General features: G+C 51.6%; 9 protein-coding genes and 10 tRNA genes. 3 read left to right on the forward strand and 16 right to left on the reverse strand.

All coding sequences use genetic code 11. The features are described from left to right. Positions 1 to 112: 112 nt before the first annotated feature. Positions 113 to 1,537 (reverse strand): tRNA (N6-isopentenyl adenosine(37)-C2)-methylthiotransferase MiaB, encoded by a 1,425-nt coding sequence (miaB, locus tag A31E_RS19065; protein ID WP_001515972.1) that lies wholly within the window; start codon positions 1,535 to 1,537, stop codon positions 113 to 115. 145 nt (positions 1,538 to 1,682) lie between these two features. On the opposite strand from miaB, the gene ubiF reads away from it, so the two are divergent. Further along, on the forward strand, positions 1,683 to 2,858 hold the full coding sequence (gene ubiF, locus A31E_RS19060) for a 3-demethoxyubiquinol 3-hydroxylase (RefSeq protein ID WP_000184597.1): 1,176 nt from the start codon (positions 1,683 to 1,685) through the stop codon (positions 2,856 to 2,858). 153 nt (positions 2,859 to 3,011) lie between these two features. Here ubiF and A31E_RS19055 read toward each other — a convergent pair. The 10 genes from A31E_RS19055 to A31E_RS19010 all read right to left on the reverse strand — a co-directional run bounded on the left by A31E_RS19055 (position 3,012) and on the right by A31E_RS19010 (position 4,046). After that, a tRNA-Gln gene (locus A31E_RS19055) sits at positions 3,012 to 3,086 on the reverse strand. A gap of 37 nt (positions 3,087 to 3,123) precedes the next feature. Beyond that, positions 3,124 to 3,198: transfer RNA gene (locus A31E_RS19050), tRNA-Gln, on the reverse strand. A 37-nt stretch (positions 3,199 to 3,235) separates the two neighbouring features. Beyond that, positions 3,236 to 3,310: transfer RNA gene (locus A31E_RS19045), tRNA-Gln, on the reverse strand. Positions 3,311 to 3,347: 37 nt separating this feature from the next. After that, positions 3,348 to 3,422, reverse strand: a tRNA-Gln gene (locus tag A31E_RS19040). Positions 3,423 to 3,468: 46 nt separating this feature from the next. Then, positions 3,469 to 3,545, reverse strand: a tRNA-Met gene (locus A31E_RS19035). 15 nt (positions 3,546 to 3,560) lie between these two features. Continuing rightward, positions 3,561 to 3,635 (reverse strand) — tRNA-Gln (locus tag A31E_RS19030). Between the two features lie 34 nt (positions 3,636 to 3,669). Beyond that, positions 3,670 to 3,744 (reverse strand) — tRNA-Gln (locus A31E_RS19025). A gap of 34 nt (positions 3,745 to 3,778) precedes the next feature. Beyond that, a tRNA-Gln gene (locus tag A31E_RS19020) sits at positions 3,779 to 3,853 on the reverse strand. 23 nt (positions 3,854 to 3,876) lie between these two features. Beyond that, positions 3,877 to 3,961 (reverse strand) — tRNA-Leu (locus A31E_RS19015). A gap of 8 nt (positions 3,962 to 3,969) precedes the next feature. Then, positions 3,970 to 4,046: transfer RNA gene (locus tag A31E_RS19010), tRNA-Met, on the reverse strand. Between the two features lie 331 nt (positions 4,047 to 4,377). Between A31E_RS19010 and A31E_RS19005 the strand changes: the two genes are divergently transcribed. Then, the gene (locus A31E_RS19005; protein WP_016248467.1) at positions 4,378 to 4,815 is read left to right on the forward strand and encodes a hypothetical protein; all 438 of its coding nucleotides are present in this window, start codon (positions 4,378 to 4,380) and stop codon (positions 4,813 to 4,815) included. A 41-nt stretch (positions 4,816 to 4,856) separates the two neighbouring features. On the opposite strand, the gene asnB is transcribed toward A31E_RS19005, so the two are convergent. From asnB to nagB, 5 genes are all read right to left on the reverse strand, one after another. Beyond that, the gene (gene asnB, locus A31E_RS19000; RefSeq protein ID WP_000337102.1) at positions 4,857 to 6,521 is read right to left on the reverse strand and encodes an asparagine synthase B; all 1,665 of its coding nucleotides are present in this window, start codon (positions 6,519 to 6,521) and stop codon (positions 4,857 to 4,859) included. Between the two features lie 405 nt (positions 6,522 to 6,926). Further along, positions 6,927 to 7,679 carry a ribonucleotide monophosphatase NagD gene (gene nagD, locus A31E_RS18995; RefSeq protein ID WP_000153129.1) on the reverse strand — a complete coding sequence of 251 codons (753 nt, stop codon included), beginning with the start codon at positions 7,677 to 7,679 and terminating at the stop codon, positions 6,927 to 6,929. A 47-nt stretch (positions 7,680 to 7,726) separates the two neighbouring features. Beyond that, positions 7,727 to 8,947, reverse strand: a complete 1,221-nt coding sequence (gene nagC, locus A31E_RS18990) for a DNA-binding transcriptional regulator NagC (RefSeq protein WP_000187581.1) — start codon at positions 8,945 to 8,947, stop codon at positions 7,727 to 7,729. Between the two features lie 8 nt (positions 8,948 to 8,955). Next, positions 8,956 to 10,104: an N-acetylglucosamine-6-phosphate deacetylase gene (gene nagA / locus A31E_RS18985; protein WP_001515973.1), complete on the reverse strand. Its 1,149-nt coding sequence runs from the start codon at positions 10,102 to 10,104 to the stop codon at positions 8,956 to 8,958. Positions 10,105 to 10,165: 61 nt separating this feature from the next. After that, a complete protein-coding gene (gene nagB, locus A31E_RS18980) occupies positions 10,166 to 10,966 on the reverse strand; it encodes a glucosamine-6-phosphate deaminase (protein ID WP_001237072.1) in 801 nt (266 codons plus the stop codon). A 331-nt stretch (positions 10,967 to 11,297) separates the two neighbouring features. Here nagB and nagE point away from each other — a divergent pair, with 331 nt between their 5' ends. Then, positions 11,298 to 13,244 carry a PTS N-acetyl glucosamine transporter subunit IIABC gene (gene nagE, locus A31E_RS18975; RefSeq protein WP_001023084.1) on the forward strand — a complete coding sequence of 649 codons (1,947 nt, stop codon included), beginning with the start codon at positions 11,298 to 11,300 and terminating at the stop codon, positions 13,242 to 13,244. The last annotated feature ends 115 nt before the right edge of the window (positions 13,245 to 13,359 follow it).

Raw genomic sequence — 13,359 nt, forward strand, 5'->3', positions numbered from 1 at the left:
CACCGGCCTATAAGGAAATTATTCACGCCACAGGAAAAAGGCGCAAGCATTGCGATAAAAATGGGGATAAAGAGAGAAAAAACAAGGCCCACCGGAACGGCGGGCCTGAGAATTACGGCTGATAATAACCCACGCCAAGGTCGTTTTCTTTGCGGGTACGGGCAATCACTGATTCCGGAGCCTCTGCCACGCGCAGACCCATTTCCTCTTCGGTACGTACCACTTTACCGCGCAGGGAGTTCGGGTAAACGTCGGTAATTTCCACATCGACGAATTTACCGATCATATCCGGCGTGCCTTCGAAATTGACCACGCGGTTATTTTCGGTACGCCCGGAAAGTTCCATGATGTTCTTACGCGAAGTACCTTCCACCAGAATACGCTGGGTGGTGCCGAGCATCCGGCGGCTCCATGCCATCGCTTGCTGATTGATACGTTCTTGCAGAATATACAGACGCTGCTTCTTCTCTTCTTCCGGAACATCATCAACCATATCGGCGGCTGGTGTACCCGGACGTGCGGAGAAGATGAAGCTATAGCTCATGTCGAAATTGACGTCGGCAATCAGCTTCATGGTTTTCTCAAAGTCTTCGGTGGTTTCGCCAGGGAAGCCAACGATGAAGTCAGAACTGATCTGAATATCCGGACGCGCCGCACGCAATTTACGGATGATCGCCTTGTATTCCAGCGCCGTGTGGGTACGGCCCATCAGGTTGAGGATGCGATCGGAACCGCTCTGTACCGGCAGGTGCAGGAAACTCACCAGTTCTGGCGTATCGCGATAAACCTCGATGATATCGTCGGTAAATTCGATCGGATGGCTGGTGGTAAAGCGAATACGATCGATCCCGTCGATAGCGGCAACCAGACGCAGCAGATCGGCAAACGAGCCGGTGGTGCCGTCGTAGTTCTCACCGCGCCAGGCGTTCACGTTCTGACCGAGCAGATTGACTTCACGCACGCCCTGAGCGGCAAGCTGGGCAATCTCAAACAGAATATCGTCGGATGGACGGCTTACCTCTTCACCACGGGTGTAAGGCACCACGCAGTAGGTGCAATATTTATTGCAACCTTCCATGATGGAGACAAACGCGGTTGGTCCTTCGGCGCGCGGTTCTGGCAGACGGTCAAACTTCTCGATTTCCGGGAAGCTGATATCTACGACCGGGCTGCGGTTTCCGCGCACGGAGTTGATCATCTCCGGCAGACGGTGCAGCGTTTGCGGCCCAAAAATAATATCGACGTAGTGGGCGCGTTGACGAATGTGGTCGCCTTCCTGCGAAGCCACGCAGCCGCCAACACCGATAATCAGGTCCGGATTCTTCTCTTTTAACAGTTTCCAGCGACCCAACTGATGGAAGACTTTTTCCTGAGCCTTCTCGCGGATTGAGCAGGTGTTCAGCAGCAGCACATCCGCTTCTTCCGCCACGTCGGTCAGTTGATAGCCGTGGGTGGCATCCAGCAGATCGGCCATCTTCGATGAATCGTACTCGTTCATCTGACAGCCCCAGGTTTTAATATGGAGTTTTTTGGTCATCGACTTGCTCTTGCGAAATAGTAGCCAGGAATGCAGGGCGCATAGTGTAATGCTTTGCTGCCGTTGTGACCAGTATGAGCGTTATCAGCCCTTGGGGATAAAAATCCTGTAAACTTAAAGCATATTGCTAACAGGATGATTGACCATGACAAATCAACCAACGGAAATTGCCATTGTCGGCGGAGGAATGGTCGGCGGCGCACTGGCGCTGGGACTGGCGCAGCACGGATTTTCGGTAACGGTTATTGAACACGCTGAACCTGCGCCGTTTGTAGAGGACAGCCAGCCTGACGTGCGTATTTCAGCGATTAGCGCTGCGTCGGTATCATTGCTTAAAGGTTCAGGTGTCTGGGATGCGGTACAGGCTATGCGTTGCCATCCTTATCGCAGACTGGAAACGTGGGAGTGGGAAACGGCGCATGTGGTGTTTGACGCCGCTGAACTTAAGCTACCGTTGCTTGGCTATATGGTAGAAAACACCGTTCTGCAACAGGCGTTGTGGCAGGCACTGGAGACGCATCCGAACGTGACGCTACGTGTACCGGCCTCGCTGATTGCGTTGCATCGCGATAATGATCTTCAGGAGCTGGAGCTGAAGGGCGGAGAAGTGATCCGCGCGAAGCTGGTGATTGGTGCCGATGGGGCAAATTCACAGGTGCGGCAGATGGCGGGAATTGGCGTTCATGCCTGGCAGTATGCGCAGTCGTGTATGTTGATTAGCGTGCGGTGCGAGAATGATCCTGGCGACAGCACTTGGCAGCAGTTTACACCTGACGGGCCGCGTGCTTTCCTGCCGTTGTTTGATCACTGGGCGTCGCTGGTGTGGTATGACTCTCCGGCGCGCATTCGCCAGTTACAGAATATGAATATGGCGCAGTTACAGGCGGAAATCGCGAAACATTTCCCGTCGCGTCTCGGTTATGTGACGCCGCTTGCTGCGGGGGCGTTTCCACTGACGCGTCGTCATGCATTGCAATATGTTCAGCCAGGTCTGGCACTGGTGGGCGATGCGGCGCACACCATTCATCCGCTGGCGGGGCAGGGCGTGAATCTTGGTTATCGCGATGTTGATGCTCTGATTGACGTTCTGGTGAGCGCGCGCAGTCATGGCGAAGCGTGGGCCAGTTATCCAATCCTCAAGCGTTACCAGATGCGTCGCATGGCGGATAACTTCATTATGCAAAGCGGTATGGATCTGTTTTATGCCGGATTCAGCAATAATCTGCCGCCACTGCGTTTTGTACGTAATCTTGGTTTGATGGCGGCGGAACGTGCTGGCGTCTTGAAACGTCAGGCGCTGAAATATGCGTTAGGGTTGTAGCCTCACAACATTGCCGGATGCATGCCAACCGTAGGTCGGATAAGACGCGGCAGCGTCGCATCCGACTTCGTAGGGTAAGGCGTGCCAACATCGCATTCGATATTGAATAAACGCAGAAAAGCAAAAAGCCCGCCGAAGCGAGCTTTTTTAATGTGGCTGGGGTACGAGGATTCGAACCTCGGAATGCCGGAATCAGAATCCGGTGCCTTACCGCTTGGCGATACCCCAACAGGGTGCACTTACGATGTAAGCGTCTTGAATAAATTGGCTGGGGTACGAGGATTCGAACCTCGGAATGCCGGAATCAGAATCCGGTGCCTTACCGCTTGGCGATACCCCAACAGGGTGCACTTACGATGTAAGCGTCTTGAATAAATTGGCTGGGGTACGAGGATTCGAACCTCGGAATGCCGGAATCAGAATCCGGTGCCTTACCGCTTGGCGATACCCCAACAGGGTGCACTTACGATGTAAGCGTCTTGAATAAATTGGCTGGGGTACGAGGATTCGAACCTCGGAATGCCGGAATCAGAATCCGGTGCCTTACCGCTTGGCGATACCCCAACAAATTTTTTTGAACTTGCCGAACCTGTTCGACACATTCAGAATTTGGTGGCTACGACGGGATTCGAACCTGTGACCCCATCATTATGAGTGATGTGCTCTAACCAACTGAGCTACGTAGCCAGATTATTTCTTCGATGGCTGGGGTACCTGGATTCGAACCAGGGAATGCCGGTATCAAAAACCGGTGCCTTACCGCTTGGCGATACCCCAATAACCGGGCGGTGAACCGCTTACTCGAAGAAGATGGCTGGGGTACCTGGATTCGAACCAGGGAATGCCGGTATCAAAAACCGGTGCCTTACCGCTTGGCGATACCCCAATAACCGGGCGGTGAACCGCTTACTCGAAGAAGATGGCTGGGGTACCTGGATTCGAACCAGGGAATGCCGGTATCAAAAACCGGTGCCTTACCGCTTGGCGATACCCCATCCGTACAACGCTTTCTGGTGAATGGTGCGGGAGGCGAGACTTGAACTCGCACACCTTGCGGCGCCAGAACCTAAATCTGGTGCGTCTACCAATTTCGCCACTCCCGCAAAAAAGATGGTGGCTACGACGGGATTCGAACCTGTGACCCCATCATTATGAGTGATGTGCTCTAACCAACTGAGCTACGTAGCCATCTTTTTTTCGCGATACCTTATCGGCGTTGCGGGGCGCATTATGCGTATAGAGCCATGCAGCGTCAACCTCTTTTTCAAGGAAAATTGCTTGAAATTGACTGTTTGGTTAGGTTGCGAACAGCGTGGCGCTATATTCGTCAATTATTGTTTACTTTGTGTTTTTTCTACAGCCTGCAGCCATTCTTTTGTCATACGGGGTGAAATTCAGAATTCAACAATAGCGGCGGGAAATTAATCTATGAAATACTGACCCGTTGCAACAGGACAGAACAGGGATCGCTACGCCTGCATCTCTGCTACCACTTCAGGCGATTTATTGAGGGAATAATATGTTGCGTTTTATGACGGTGCTGGTCAGTGCTTTATTACTTATGCAATCGGCGTTTGCCGATACAACCCGACCGGAAATTGGTAAGTATGTCTTTGGTTATCGTGGTCAGGAAGGAGCAGTGGTCTGGATGATGCGAATTGGGCCGAAAGCGGAAAATGAAGCCCTTGTTCAGGTATCTCATGTTGATAATGACATCGATGGTCAGATTTTTCGCTGTAAAGTAAAAGCATTACAGGAAGGTGAGAAATCGTATACCGCTGTAATCAAGGGCGAATCTTTTGAGTTATTACGCCTGAAAGAGGGAAATGGAAGCCTGCATATCCCGGATGAATCGGCAGCCTGGTCAGTCGCCTACAGTAATGAGTTATCTGACAGCGATGTAGCAAATCCGGAACATTTCCTCACAGCCTATCAGAATCAACAAGTTCCCCAGTAACTGAAATTGCCCCGGATTTCTCCGGGGCATTATTACACGTCTTATTTATACGCCGACTGGTGAACACCGACTGCACGACCCGATGGATCGTCCATTTTCTTGAACGCTTCATCCCACTCAATCGCTTTGGCAGAAGAACAGGCAACGGACGGCCCCCCTGGTACGCACTCTGCGGCACTTGGGAGCGGGAACAGTTCTTCAAAGATTTCGCGATACAGATACGCTTCTTTTGAGGTCGGCGTATTGTATGGGAAGCGGAAGCGGGCCGTTTCCAACTGTTGATCAGAAACCTGCTGCGCCGCCACTTCTTTCAGAGTGTCGATCCAGCTATAACCGACGCCATCTGAGAACTGCTCTTTCTGCCGCCAGGCCACACTTGCGGGCAGATACGCTTCAAAACATTCACGCAGGATGTGTTTTTCCATCTTGCCGTTGCCGCACATTTTGTCCTGCGGATTAATGCGCATCGCTACATCAAGGAATTTCTTGTCAAGGAACGGCACGCGTGCTTCCACGCCCCAGGCCGACATCGCTTTGTTGGCGCGTGCGCAGTCATACATATGCAGGGCCAGCAGCTTACGCACCGTCTCTTCATGCAACTCTTTGGCGTTCGGCGCTTTGTGGAAATAGAGATAACCGCCAAATACTTCGTCAGAACCTTCACCGGACAGTACCATCTTAATGCCCATCGCCTTGATCTTACGCGACATTAAATACATCGGCGTTGAAGCGCGAATCGTGGTCACATCATACGTTTCAATGTGATAAATCACGTCGCGGATGGCATCGAGACCTTCCTGTACGGTGAAGTGAATTTCGTGATGCACAGTGCCCAGATGATTTGCCACTTCCTGGGCCGCTTTCAGATCCGGTGAACCAGGCAGACCCACGGCAAAAGAGTGCAATTGCGGCCACCAGGCTTCTGAACGTTCCTGATCTTCCACGCGGCGGGCGGCGTATTTTTTGGTGATAGCCGAAATAATTGAGGAATCCAGACCACCGGAGAGCAGCACGCCGTAAGGCACGTCAGACATCAGGTGGCTTTTAACGGAATCTTCCAGTGCCTGACGCAGCTCGTTTTTGTCGGTCACGTTATCTTTCACCGCATCGTAGTCGAACCAGTCGCGGTGATAATAAGAACGGATTTCGCCGTCCTGACTCCACAGATAGCTCCCTGCCGGGAACTCTTTAATGGTGCGGCAAACCGGCACCAGGGCTTTCATTTCTGAGGCCACATATAGCTGGCCGTGTTCGTCATAACCCATATACAGAGGGATGATCCCCAGATGGTCGCGACCAATCAGATATGCATCTTTTTCGCTGTCGTACAGGGCAAAGGCAAACATGCCCTGCAAATCGTCGAGAAATTCCGCCCCTTTTTCCTGATACAACGCGAGGATCACTTCGCAGTCAGATCCAGTCTGGAACTGGTAACGATCGCCATACTCAGCACGCAGCGCCTGGTGGTTGTAGATTTCCCCGTTCACTGCCAGTACGTGGGTTTTTGATTGATTGTAGAGAGGCTGCGCACCCGCGTTAACATCAACAATTGACAGACGTTCGTGGGCGAGAATTGCATTATCGCTGGCATAAATACCGGACCAGTCCGGGCCACGATGACGCATCAGGCGTGACAGCTCGAGTGCTTTCTTCCGCAGCTCAACTGCGTCTGTTTTGATATCGAATACGCCAAAAATTGAACACATAACCTTCTCCGTTAACCTGGTGTTTGCTGCTTGTTGTGTTTGCTTGTTTAAAAAAATGCCGCAAAGCAGCAATGTGCGCAAGAGATTTGGCGGTGAAAAAATAAAAAACGTAATGGTGATTGATGAATGGTGAAAAAGAGTGGGGTGTAGTGACCTGTTTATTGATGAATCGATAATTTTTAGCGGGTTTTATTGAATGGATATATTTTGCGGGGGGAGCAGAAACCAAATCGCTTACAAAGTGAGATTTGTTCATGCCGGATGTGGCGTGAACGCCTTATCCGGCCTACAAAATTATGAAAATTCAATATATTGCAGGAGCTGCGTAGGCCTGATAAGCGTAGTGCCTCAGGCAGTTTGGCGTTTGTCATCAATATCAACCACGTCCTGAGACGTGGTTGATTTTCAGATAACGTCGATTTCAGCGACTGATGGGTAAATCCAGCTAGGGCGGAACGGCATACTGTCGATATCGTCGAGCGACGAAACACCAGAGAGTACCAGAATCGTCTCCAGACCCGCCTGGAAGCCAGCCAGAATGTCGGTACGCAGGTTATCGCCAACAATCACCGTTTCTTCCGAGTGCGCCTGCATTTTGTTTAATGCTGCACGGATGATCCACGGGCTGGGTTTACCAACATAGAACGGTTTACGTCCGGAGATTTTCTCGATCCCCGCGCACAATGCGCCACAGGCCGGATAGAAACCACGTCCGTGAGTATCCGGGTTGGTGGCGATAAAACGTGCGCCGTTGGCGACGAAATACGCCGCTTTATGCATCATGTCCCAGTTGTATGAGCGCGTTTCGCCAACAATCACAAAGTCAGGATTAACATCGGTAATGGTAAAACCGGCTTTGTACAGTTCATGGATCAGCGCGCCTTCGCCCACTACATACGCTTTTTTGCCTTCCTGTCGACGCAGGAAATCGGCAGTTGCCATCGCGGAGGTATAAAACACACTGTCTGGCACATCGACACCCGCAGTGGCAAAGCGGTTTGCCAGGTCTTGCCCGGTCTGCGAAGGATAGTTGGTCAGCAACACCAGCGGCAGGCCTTTATCCATAATCCCGTGCAAAAACTCCGCTGCACCCGGTACGGCGACGTTATCGTGCATCAGCACGCCGTCGATATCGCAAATTACATTTTTAATGGTCATGGACTACCCAGAATATTGACAACAATAAGCGCCACTATAAAAGCACATTAATTTTCCAGCAAATGCTGGAGCAAAATACCGTTGAGCATGGCGCGTTTTACCAGTGCAAAAGCACCGATTGCTGAGCGGTGATCCAGTTCGGAACGCACTACCGGCAGATTAGTGCGAAACGCCTTCAACGCCTGGGTATTAATGCAGCTTTCAATGGCGGGCAGCAGCACTTTATCGGCTTCGGTGATCTCACCGGCAATAACAATTTTTTGCGGGTTAAATAAGTTGATGGCAATGGCGATGGTTTTACCCAGATGGCGACCGACATACTCAATCACTTCCGACGCCAGACTGTCGCCTTTGTTTGCGGCTTTACAGATAGTTTTGATGGTGCAGTCATCCAGCGGCACGCGGCTCTGATAGCCCTGCTTTAACAGATTCAACACTCGTTGTTCAATGGCGGCGTTGGCAGCGATAGTTTCCAGACAACCGAAATTTCCGCAGTGGCAGCGTTCACCCAGCGGTTCAACCTGAATATGGCCAATTTCACCAACGTTGCCGTTGCGGCCGATAAAAATGCGCCCGTTAGAGATGATTCCGGCACCCGTTCCGCGGTGCACGCGCACCAGAATGGAGTCTTCGCAATCCTGACTTGCACCGAAGTAGTGCTCTGCCAGCGCCAGACTGCGGATATCGTGACCGACAAAACAGGTCACTTTAAAACGTTCTTCCAGAGCCTCTACCAGCCCCCAGTTTTCCACCTGGATATGCGGCATGTAATGAATTTTGCCGCTGTCCGGGTCGACAAGCCCTGGCAGAATAACCGAAATGGCGATTAACTCTCGCAGTTTGCGCTGGTAGCCATCAATAAACTGGGCGATGGCGTTTAAGAGCGCATGTTCCAGCGTTTGCTGGGTACGCTCTGGCAGCGGGTAATGTTCTTCTGCCAGCACTTTGCTGCTGAGATCAAACAGGGTGATGGTAGCGTCGTGACGACCAAGTCGTACGCCGATAGCCTGGAAATTGCGGGTTTCGGTGACAATAGAGATTGCGCGGCGGCCTCCGGTGGAGGCCTGCTGATCAACTTCTTTGATCAACCCGCGTTCGATAAGCTGACGCGTAATTTTAGTTACGCTGGCGGGGGCAAGCTGGCTTTGTTCGGCAATCTGAATTCGCGAGATTGGCCCATGTTGGTCAATCAGGCGATAAACCGCCGCGCTGTTAAGCTGTTTTACGAGATCAACATTACCTATCTGAGCTTGTCCGCCTGGTGTCATACTTTCTCTTATTGAGTTACGACCTCGTTACCGTTAACGATGGTCCTGGTGATTTTAAAATCAGGTGTGAATGCGGTCAGGTTGGCCACTTTACCTGCGGCGAGAGTGCCGAGACGTTTCTCAACGCCAATTGCACGCGCCGGATAGAGCGACGCCATACGCAGCACTTCATCCAGTGCGATACCACAATGTTCGACCAGATTACGCACGCCTTCAATCATGGTTAAGGATGAACCACTTAACGTACCGTTCTCATCCACACAAAGTCCGTTGCGGTAGTATATTGTTTTACCCGCAAAAATGAACTGTTCAATATTGGCACCTGCTGGCGCAGTCGCATCGGTAACCAGACACAGTTTGTCGCCTTTCAGACGTTTGGCGTTGCGAATGTTAGCGTAATCAACGTGCAGGCCATCGGCAATAATACCGCAATAAATGTCAGCTTCGTCGAGGATCGCGCCCGCCAGACCCGGCTCACGCCCCGTAATATACGGCATCGCATTGTACAGATGGGTGGCAAAGGTAATCCCCGCGCGGAAACCGGCTTTCGCTTCTTTCAATGTGGCGTTGGAGTGACCGGCTGAAACCACAATACCAGCATTTGCCAGTTTACTGATCACTTCCGTTGGCACCATTTCCGGCGCTAGTGTGACTTTGGTAATAACATCGGCATTTTCACAAAGGAAATCGACCAGCGCGGCATCGGGCTTACGCACGAAATTCGGATTATGAGTGCCTTTTTTTACCAGATTCAGCCACGGACCTTCCAGATGCAGACCTAATGCCTGATTCGGATGTTTTGCCAGGTATTCGCGCATTACGCGCACACCCTGTTTCATCAGCTCATCGCTGGTGGTGATAAGCGTCGGCAGGTAGTTAGTACAGCCTGATTTCTCATTGGCTTTCTGCATGATTTCCAGCGTTTCCACGCTGACCGCTTCAGCAGTATCGTTGAACTGTACGCCACCGCAGCCGTTTAACTGCACATCGATAAAACCGGGGGAGAGAATGGCCCCGTTCAGTGAACGTTGTTCAATCTCTGGCGGCAGTTCCGCTACTGGACAGACGCTTTTAATCAGGCCATCAGCGATAACAACCGCATGGTCATCAAGAAATTCGTGGCCGGTAAAGATCCGGCCCTGGGTTAATGCATACATTCCGACCCCCGATATCAAAAATAATACAGCCCTGAACGAAACGTCAGGGCAGGGATAACAATTACAGACCTTTGATGTTTTCTGCTTCTAATTCATTGAAATATCTTAAAGTCTTAACTTTCAGCTCCATGGTCGAAGGTTCATCACACACCATGATCGCTTTCGGATGCAGTTGCAGACAGCTAATAGTCCACATGTGGTTAACGCAACCTTCAACGGCCGCCTGCAGTGCCAGTGCTTTCTGGCTACCCAGCACCAGAATCATCACTTCTTCGGCATCCAGCAGTGTACCCACACCGACGGTCAGCGCATATTTTGGCACCTGATTAACATCATTATCAAAGAAACGAGAGTTTGCGACGCGAGTGTCATGTGTCAGGGTTTTGATACGGGTGCGAGAGGCGAGAGAAGAGGCTGGTTCGTTAAATGCAATATGACCGTCGTTACCTACACCGCCCATAAACAGATGAATTTTACCGTAAGAGCGGATTTTTTCTTCATACTGGCGGCATTCGGCGTCGATATCCGGGGCGTTGCCATTGAGAAGGTTGATATTTTCTGCTGGAATATCAACGTGATCGAAGAAATTACGGTGCATAAAGCTGTAGTAGCTTTCCGGATGCTCTTTCGGCAGACCGACATACTCGTCCATGTTGAAAGTGACAACGTGCTTAAAGCTGACCTGGCCTGCTTTATGCATTTCGACTAACGCTTTATAGGTGGTCATCGGTGTGCCACCGGTCGGCAAGCCAAGCACGAACGGGCGATCGGCAGTCGGTTTGAACGCATTGATGCGATTGACGATATGGCGCGCAGCCCATTTGCCGACCTGTTCAGCAGTAGTCAGGGGGATCAGTCTCATTATTCACCTCGATAAGAAAAATTAAGCCGTTGGCGGATTTGGCATCTTTAAGCGTAACCTGGATTTGCGCAGACAGGCGTCAATCCGACCTGATTTTTTGAATGATAAAATAAGTTTTCTGGTTTAGCCAGTAAAAGGGAGTGATGATAACGATATTTGGTGACAAAACTCACAAAAGACACGCGTTTAATTTGCGGTACGAATTAATTTTTTACACACTCTGTAGCAGATGATCTAACAACCTGATTACAGAACATCGGCAGTACAGTTTGCAGCAAAATAAAAATACGGCTTTAAACAAGCCAAATAGGGTTCTCGTAGGGGGAATAAGATGAATATTTTAGGGTTTTTCCAGCGACTCGGTAGGGCGTTACAGCTCCCTATCGCGGTGCTGCCGGTGGCGGCACTGTTGCTGCGATTCGGCCAGCCAGATTTACTTAACGTTGCGTTTATTGCCCAGGCGGGCGGTGCGATTTTTGACAACCTTGCGCTTATCTTCGCGATCGGTGTGGCATCCAGTTGGTCAAAAGACAGCGCGGGCGCGGCGGCGCTGGCGGGGGCGGTCGGGTATTTTGTACTGACCAAAGCGATGGTAACCATCAACCCGGAAATTAACATGGGTGTTCTGGCGGGTATCATTACCGGTCTGGTCGGTGGTGCAGCCTATAACCGTTGGTCCGCGATTAAACTGCCTGACTTCCTGAGCTTCTTCGGCGGTAAACGCTTTGTGCCGATTGCCACTGGCTTCTTCTGTCTGGTGCTGGCAGCCATTTTTGGTTATGTCTGGCCGCCGGTGCAGCACGCTATTCATGCAGGTGGCGAATGGATCGTTTCTGCAGGCGCGCTGGGTTCCGGTATCTTTGGTTTCATCAACCGTCTGCTGATCCCAACGGGTCTGCATCAGGTGCTGAACACTATCGCCTGGTTCCAGATTGGTGAATTCACCAACGCGGCGGGTGCTGTATTCCACGGCGATATCAACCGCTTCTATGCGGGTGACGGCACGGCGGGGATGTTCATGTCCGGCTTCTTCCCGATCATGATGTTCGGTTTGCCGGGTGCAGCGCTGGCGATGTATTTTGCCGCGCCGAAAGAGCGTCGTCCGATGGTGGGTGGGATGCTGCTTTCCGTGGCTATCACCGCGTTCCTGACCGGTGTGACTGAGCCGCTGGAATTCCTGTTCATGTTCCTCGCTCCGCTGCTGTACCTCCTGCACGCACTGCTGACCGGCATCAGCCTGTTTGTCGCAACGTTGCTGGGTATCCACGCGGGCTTCTCCTTCTCTGCGGGTGCCATCGACTATGCGTTGATGTATAACCTGCCGGCCGCCAGCCAGAACGTCTGGATGCTGTTGGTGATGGGCGTTGTTTTCTTCGCTATCTACTTCGTGGTGTTCAGTGTGGTTATCCGCCTGTTCAACCTGAAAACGCCAGGTCGTGAAGATAAAGAAGACGAAATTGTTACTGAAGAAGCCAACAGCAACACTGAAGAAGGTCTGACTCAACTGGCGACCAACTATATTGCTGCGGTTGGCGGTAGTGACAACCTGAAAGCGATTGACGCCTGTATTACCCGTCTGCGCCTGACGGTGGCTGACTCAGCTCTCGTCAACGATGCGATGTGTAAACGTCTGGGTGCTTCTGGTGTGGTGAAACTGAACAAGCAGACTATTCAGGTGATTGTCGGTGCGAAAGCCGAATCTATCGGTGATGCAATGAAGAAAGTCGTTGCCCGTGGGCCGGTAGCAGCAGCGTCTGCTGAAGCCGCTCCGGCAACCGCTGCTCCGGCAGCAAAACCACAGGCTGTACCAAACGCAGTGTCTATCGTTGAACTGGTATCACCGATTACTGGTGATGTTGTGGCGCTGGATCAGGTGCCAGACGAAGCATTCGCCAGCAAAGCGGTGGGTGACGGTGTGGCGGTGAAACCGACGGATAAAATCGTTGTATCACCAGCCGCAGGGACTATCGTGAAAATCTTCAACACCAACCACGCGTTCTGCCTGGAAACCGAAAAAGGCGCGGAAATCGTAGTCCACATGGGTATCGATACTGTGGCGCTGGAAGGTAAAGGTTTTAAACGTCTGGTGGAAGAGGGCGCGCAGGTAAGCGCAGGGCAACCGATTCTGGAAATGGATCTGGATTACCTGAACGCTAACGCTCGCTCGATGATCAGTCCGGTTGTTTGCAGCAATATCGACGATTTCAGCGGCCTGGTTATTAAAGCCCAGGGGCACGTCGTAGCGGGTCAAACACCGCTGTTTGAAATCAAAAAGTAATCGGCTTTATGCCTGATGCGACGCTTGACGCGTCTTATCAGGCCCGTAGGTTGGATAAGACGCGTCAAGCGTCGCATCCAACAATGACAAGCGGTGGGGATCTTCTCTACCGCTT

The sequence above is a fragment of the Escherichia sp. KTE159 genome, from assembly GCF_000408805.1.
In the GTDB taxonomy this organism is placed as follows: domain Bacteria; phylum Pseudomonadota; class Gammaproteobacteria; order Enterobacterales; family Enterobacteriaceae; genus Escherichia; species Escherichia marmotae.

Excerpts from the sequence above, each read along its gene's own strand:
- miaB (WP_001515972.1), bottom strand. The coding sequence starts at position 1,537 with ATGACCAAAAAACTCCATATTAAAACCTGGGGCTGTCAGATGAACGAG.
- ubiF (WP_000184597.1), top strand. The coding sequence starts at position 1,683 with ATGACAAATCAACCAACGGAAATTGCCATTGTCGGCGGAGGAATGGTC.
- A31E_RS19005 (WP_016248467.1), top strand. The coding sequence starts at position 4,378 with ATGTTGCGTTTTATGACGGTGCTGGTCAGTGCTTTATTACTTATGCAA.
- asnB (WP_000337102.1), bottom strand. The coding sequence starts at position 6,521 with ATGTGTTCAATTTTTGGCGTATTCGATATCAAAACAGACGCAGTTGAG.
- nagD (WP_000153129.1), bottom strand. The coding sequence starts at position 7,679 with ATGACCATTAAAAATGTAATTTGCGATATCGACGGCGTGCTGATGCAC.
- nagC (WP_000187581.1), bottom strand. The coding sequence starts at position 8,947 with ATGACACCAGGCGGACAAGCTCAGATAGGTAATGTTGATCTCGTAAAA.
- nagA (WP_001515973.1), bottom strand. The coding sequence starts at position 10,104 with ATGTATGCATTAACCCAGGGCCGGATCTTTACCGGCCACGAATTTCTT.
- nagB (WP_001237072.1), bottom strand. The coding sequence starts at position 10,966 with ATGAGACTGATCCCCCTGACTACTGCTGAACAGGTCGGCAAATGGGCT.
- nagE (WP_001023084.1), top strand. The coding sequence starts at position 11,298 with ATGAATATTTTAGGGTTTTTCCAGCGACTCGGTAGGGCGTTACAGCTC.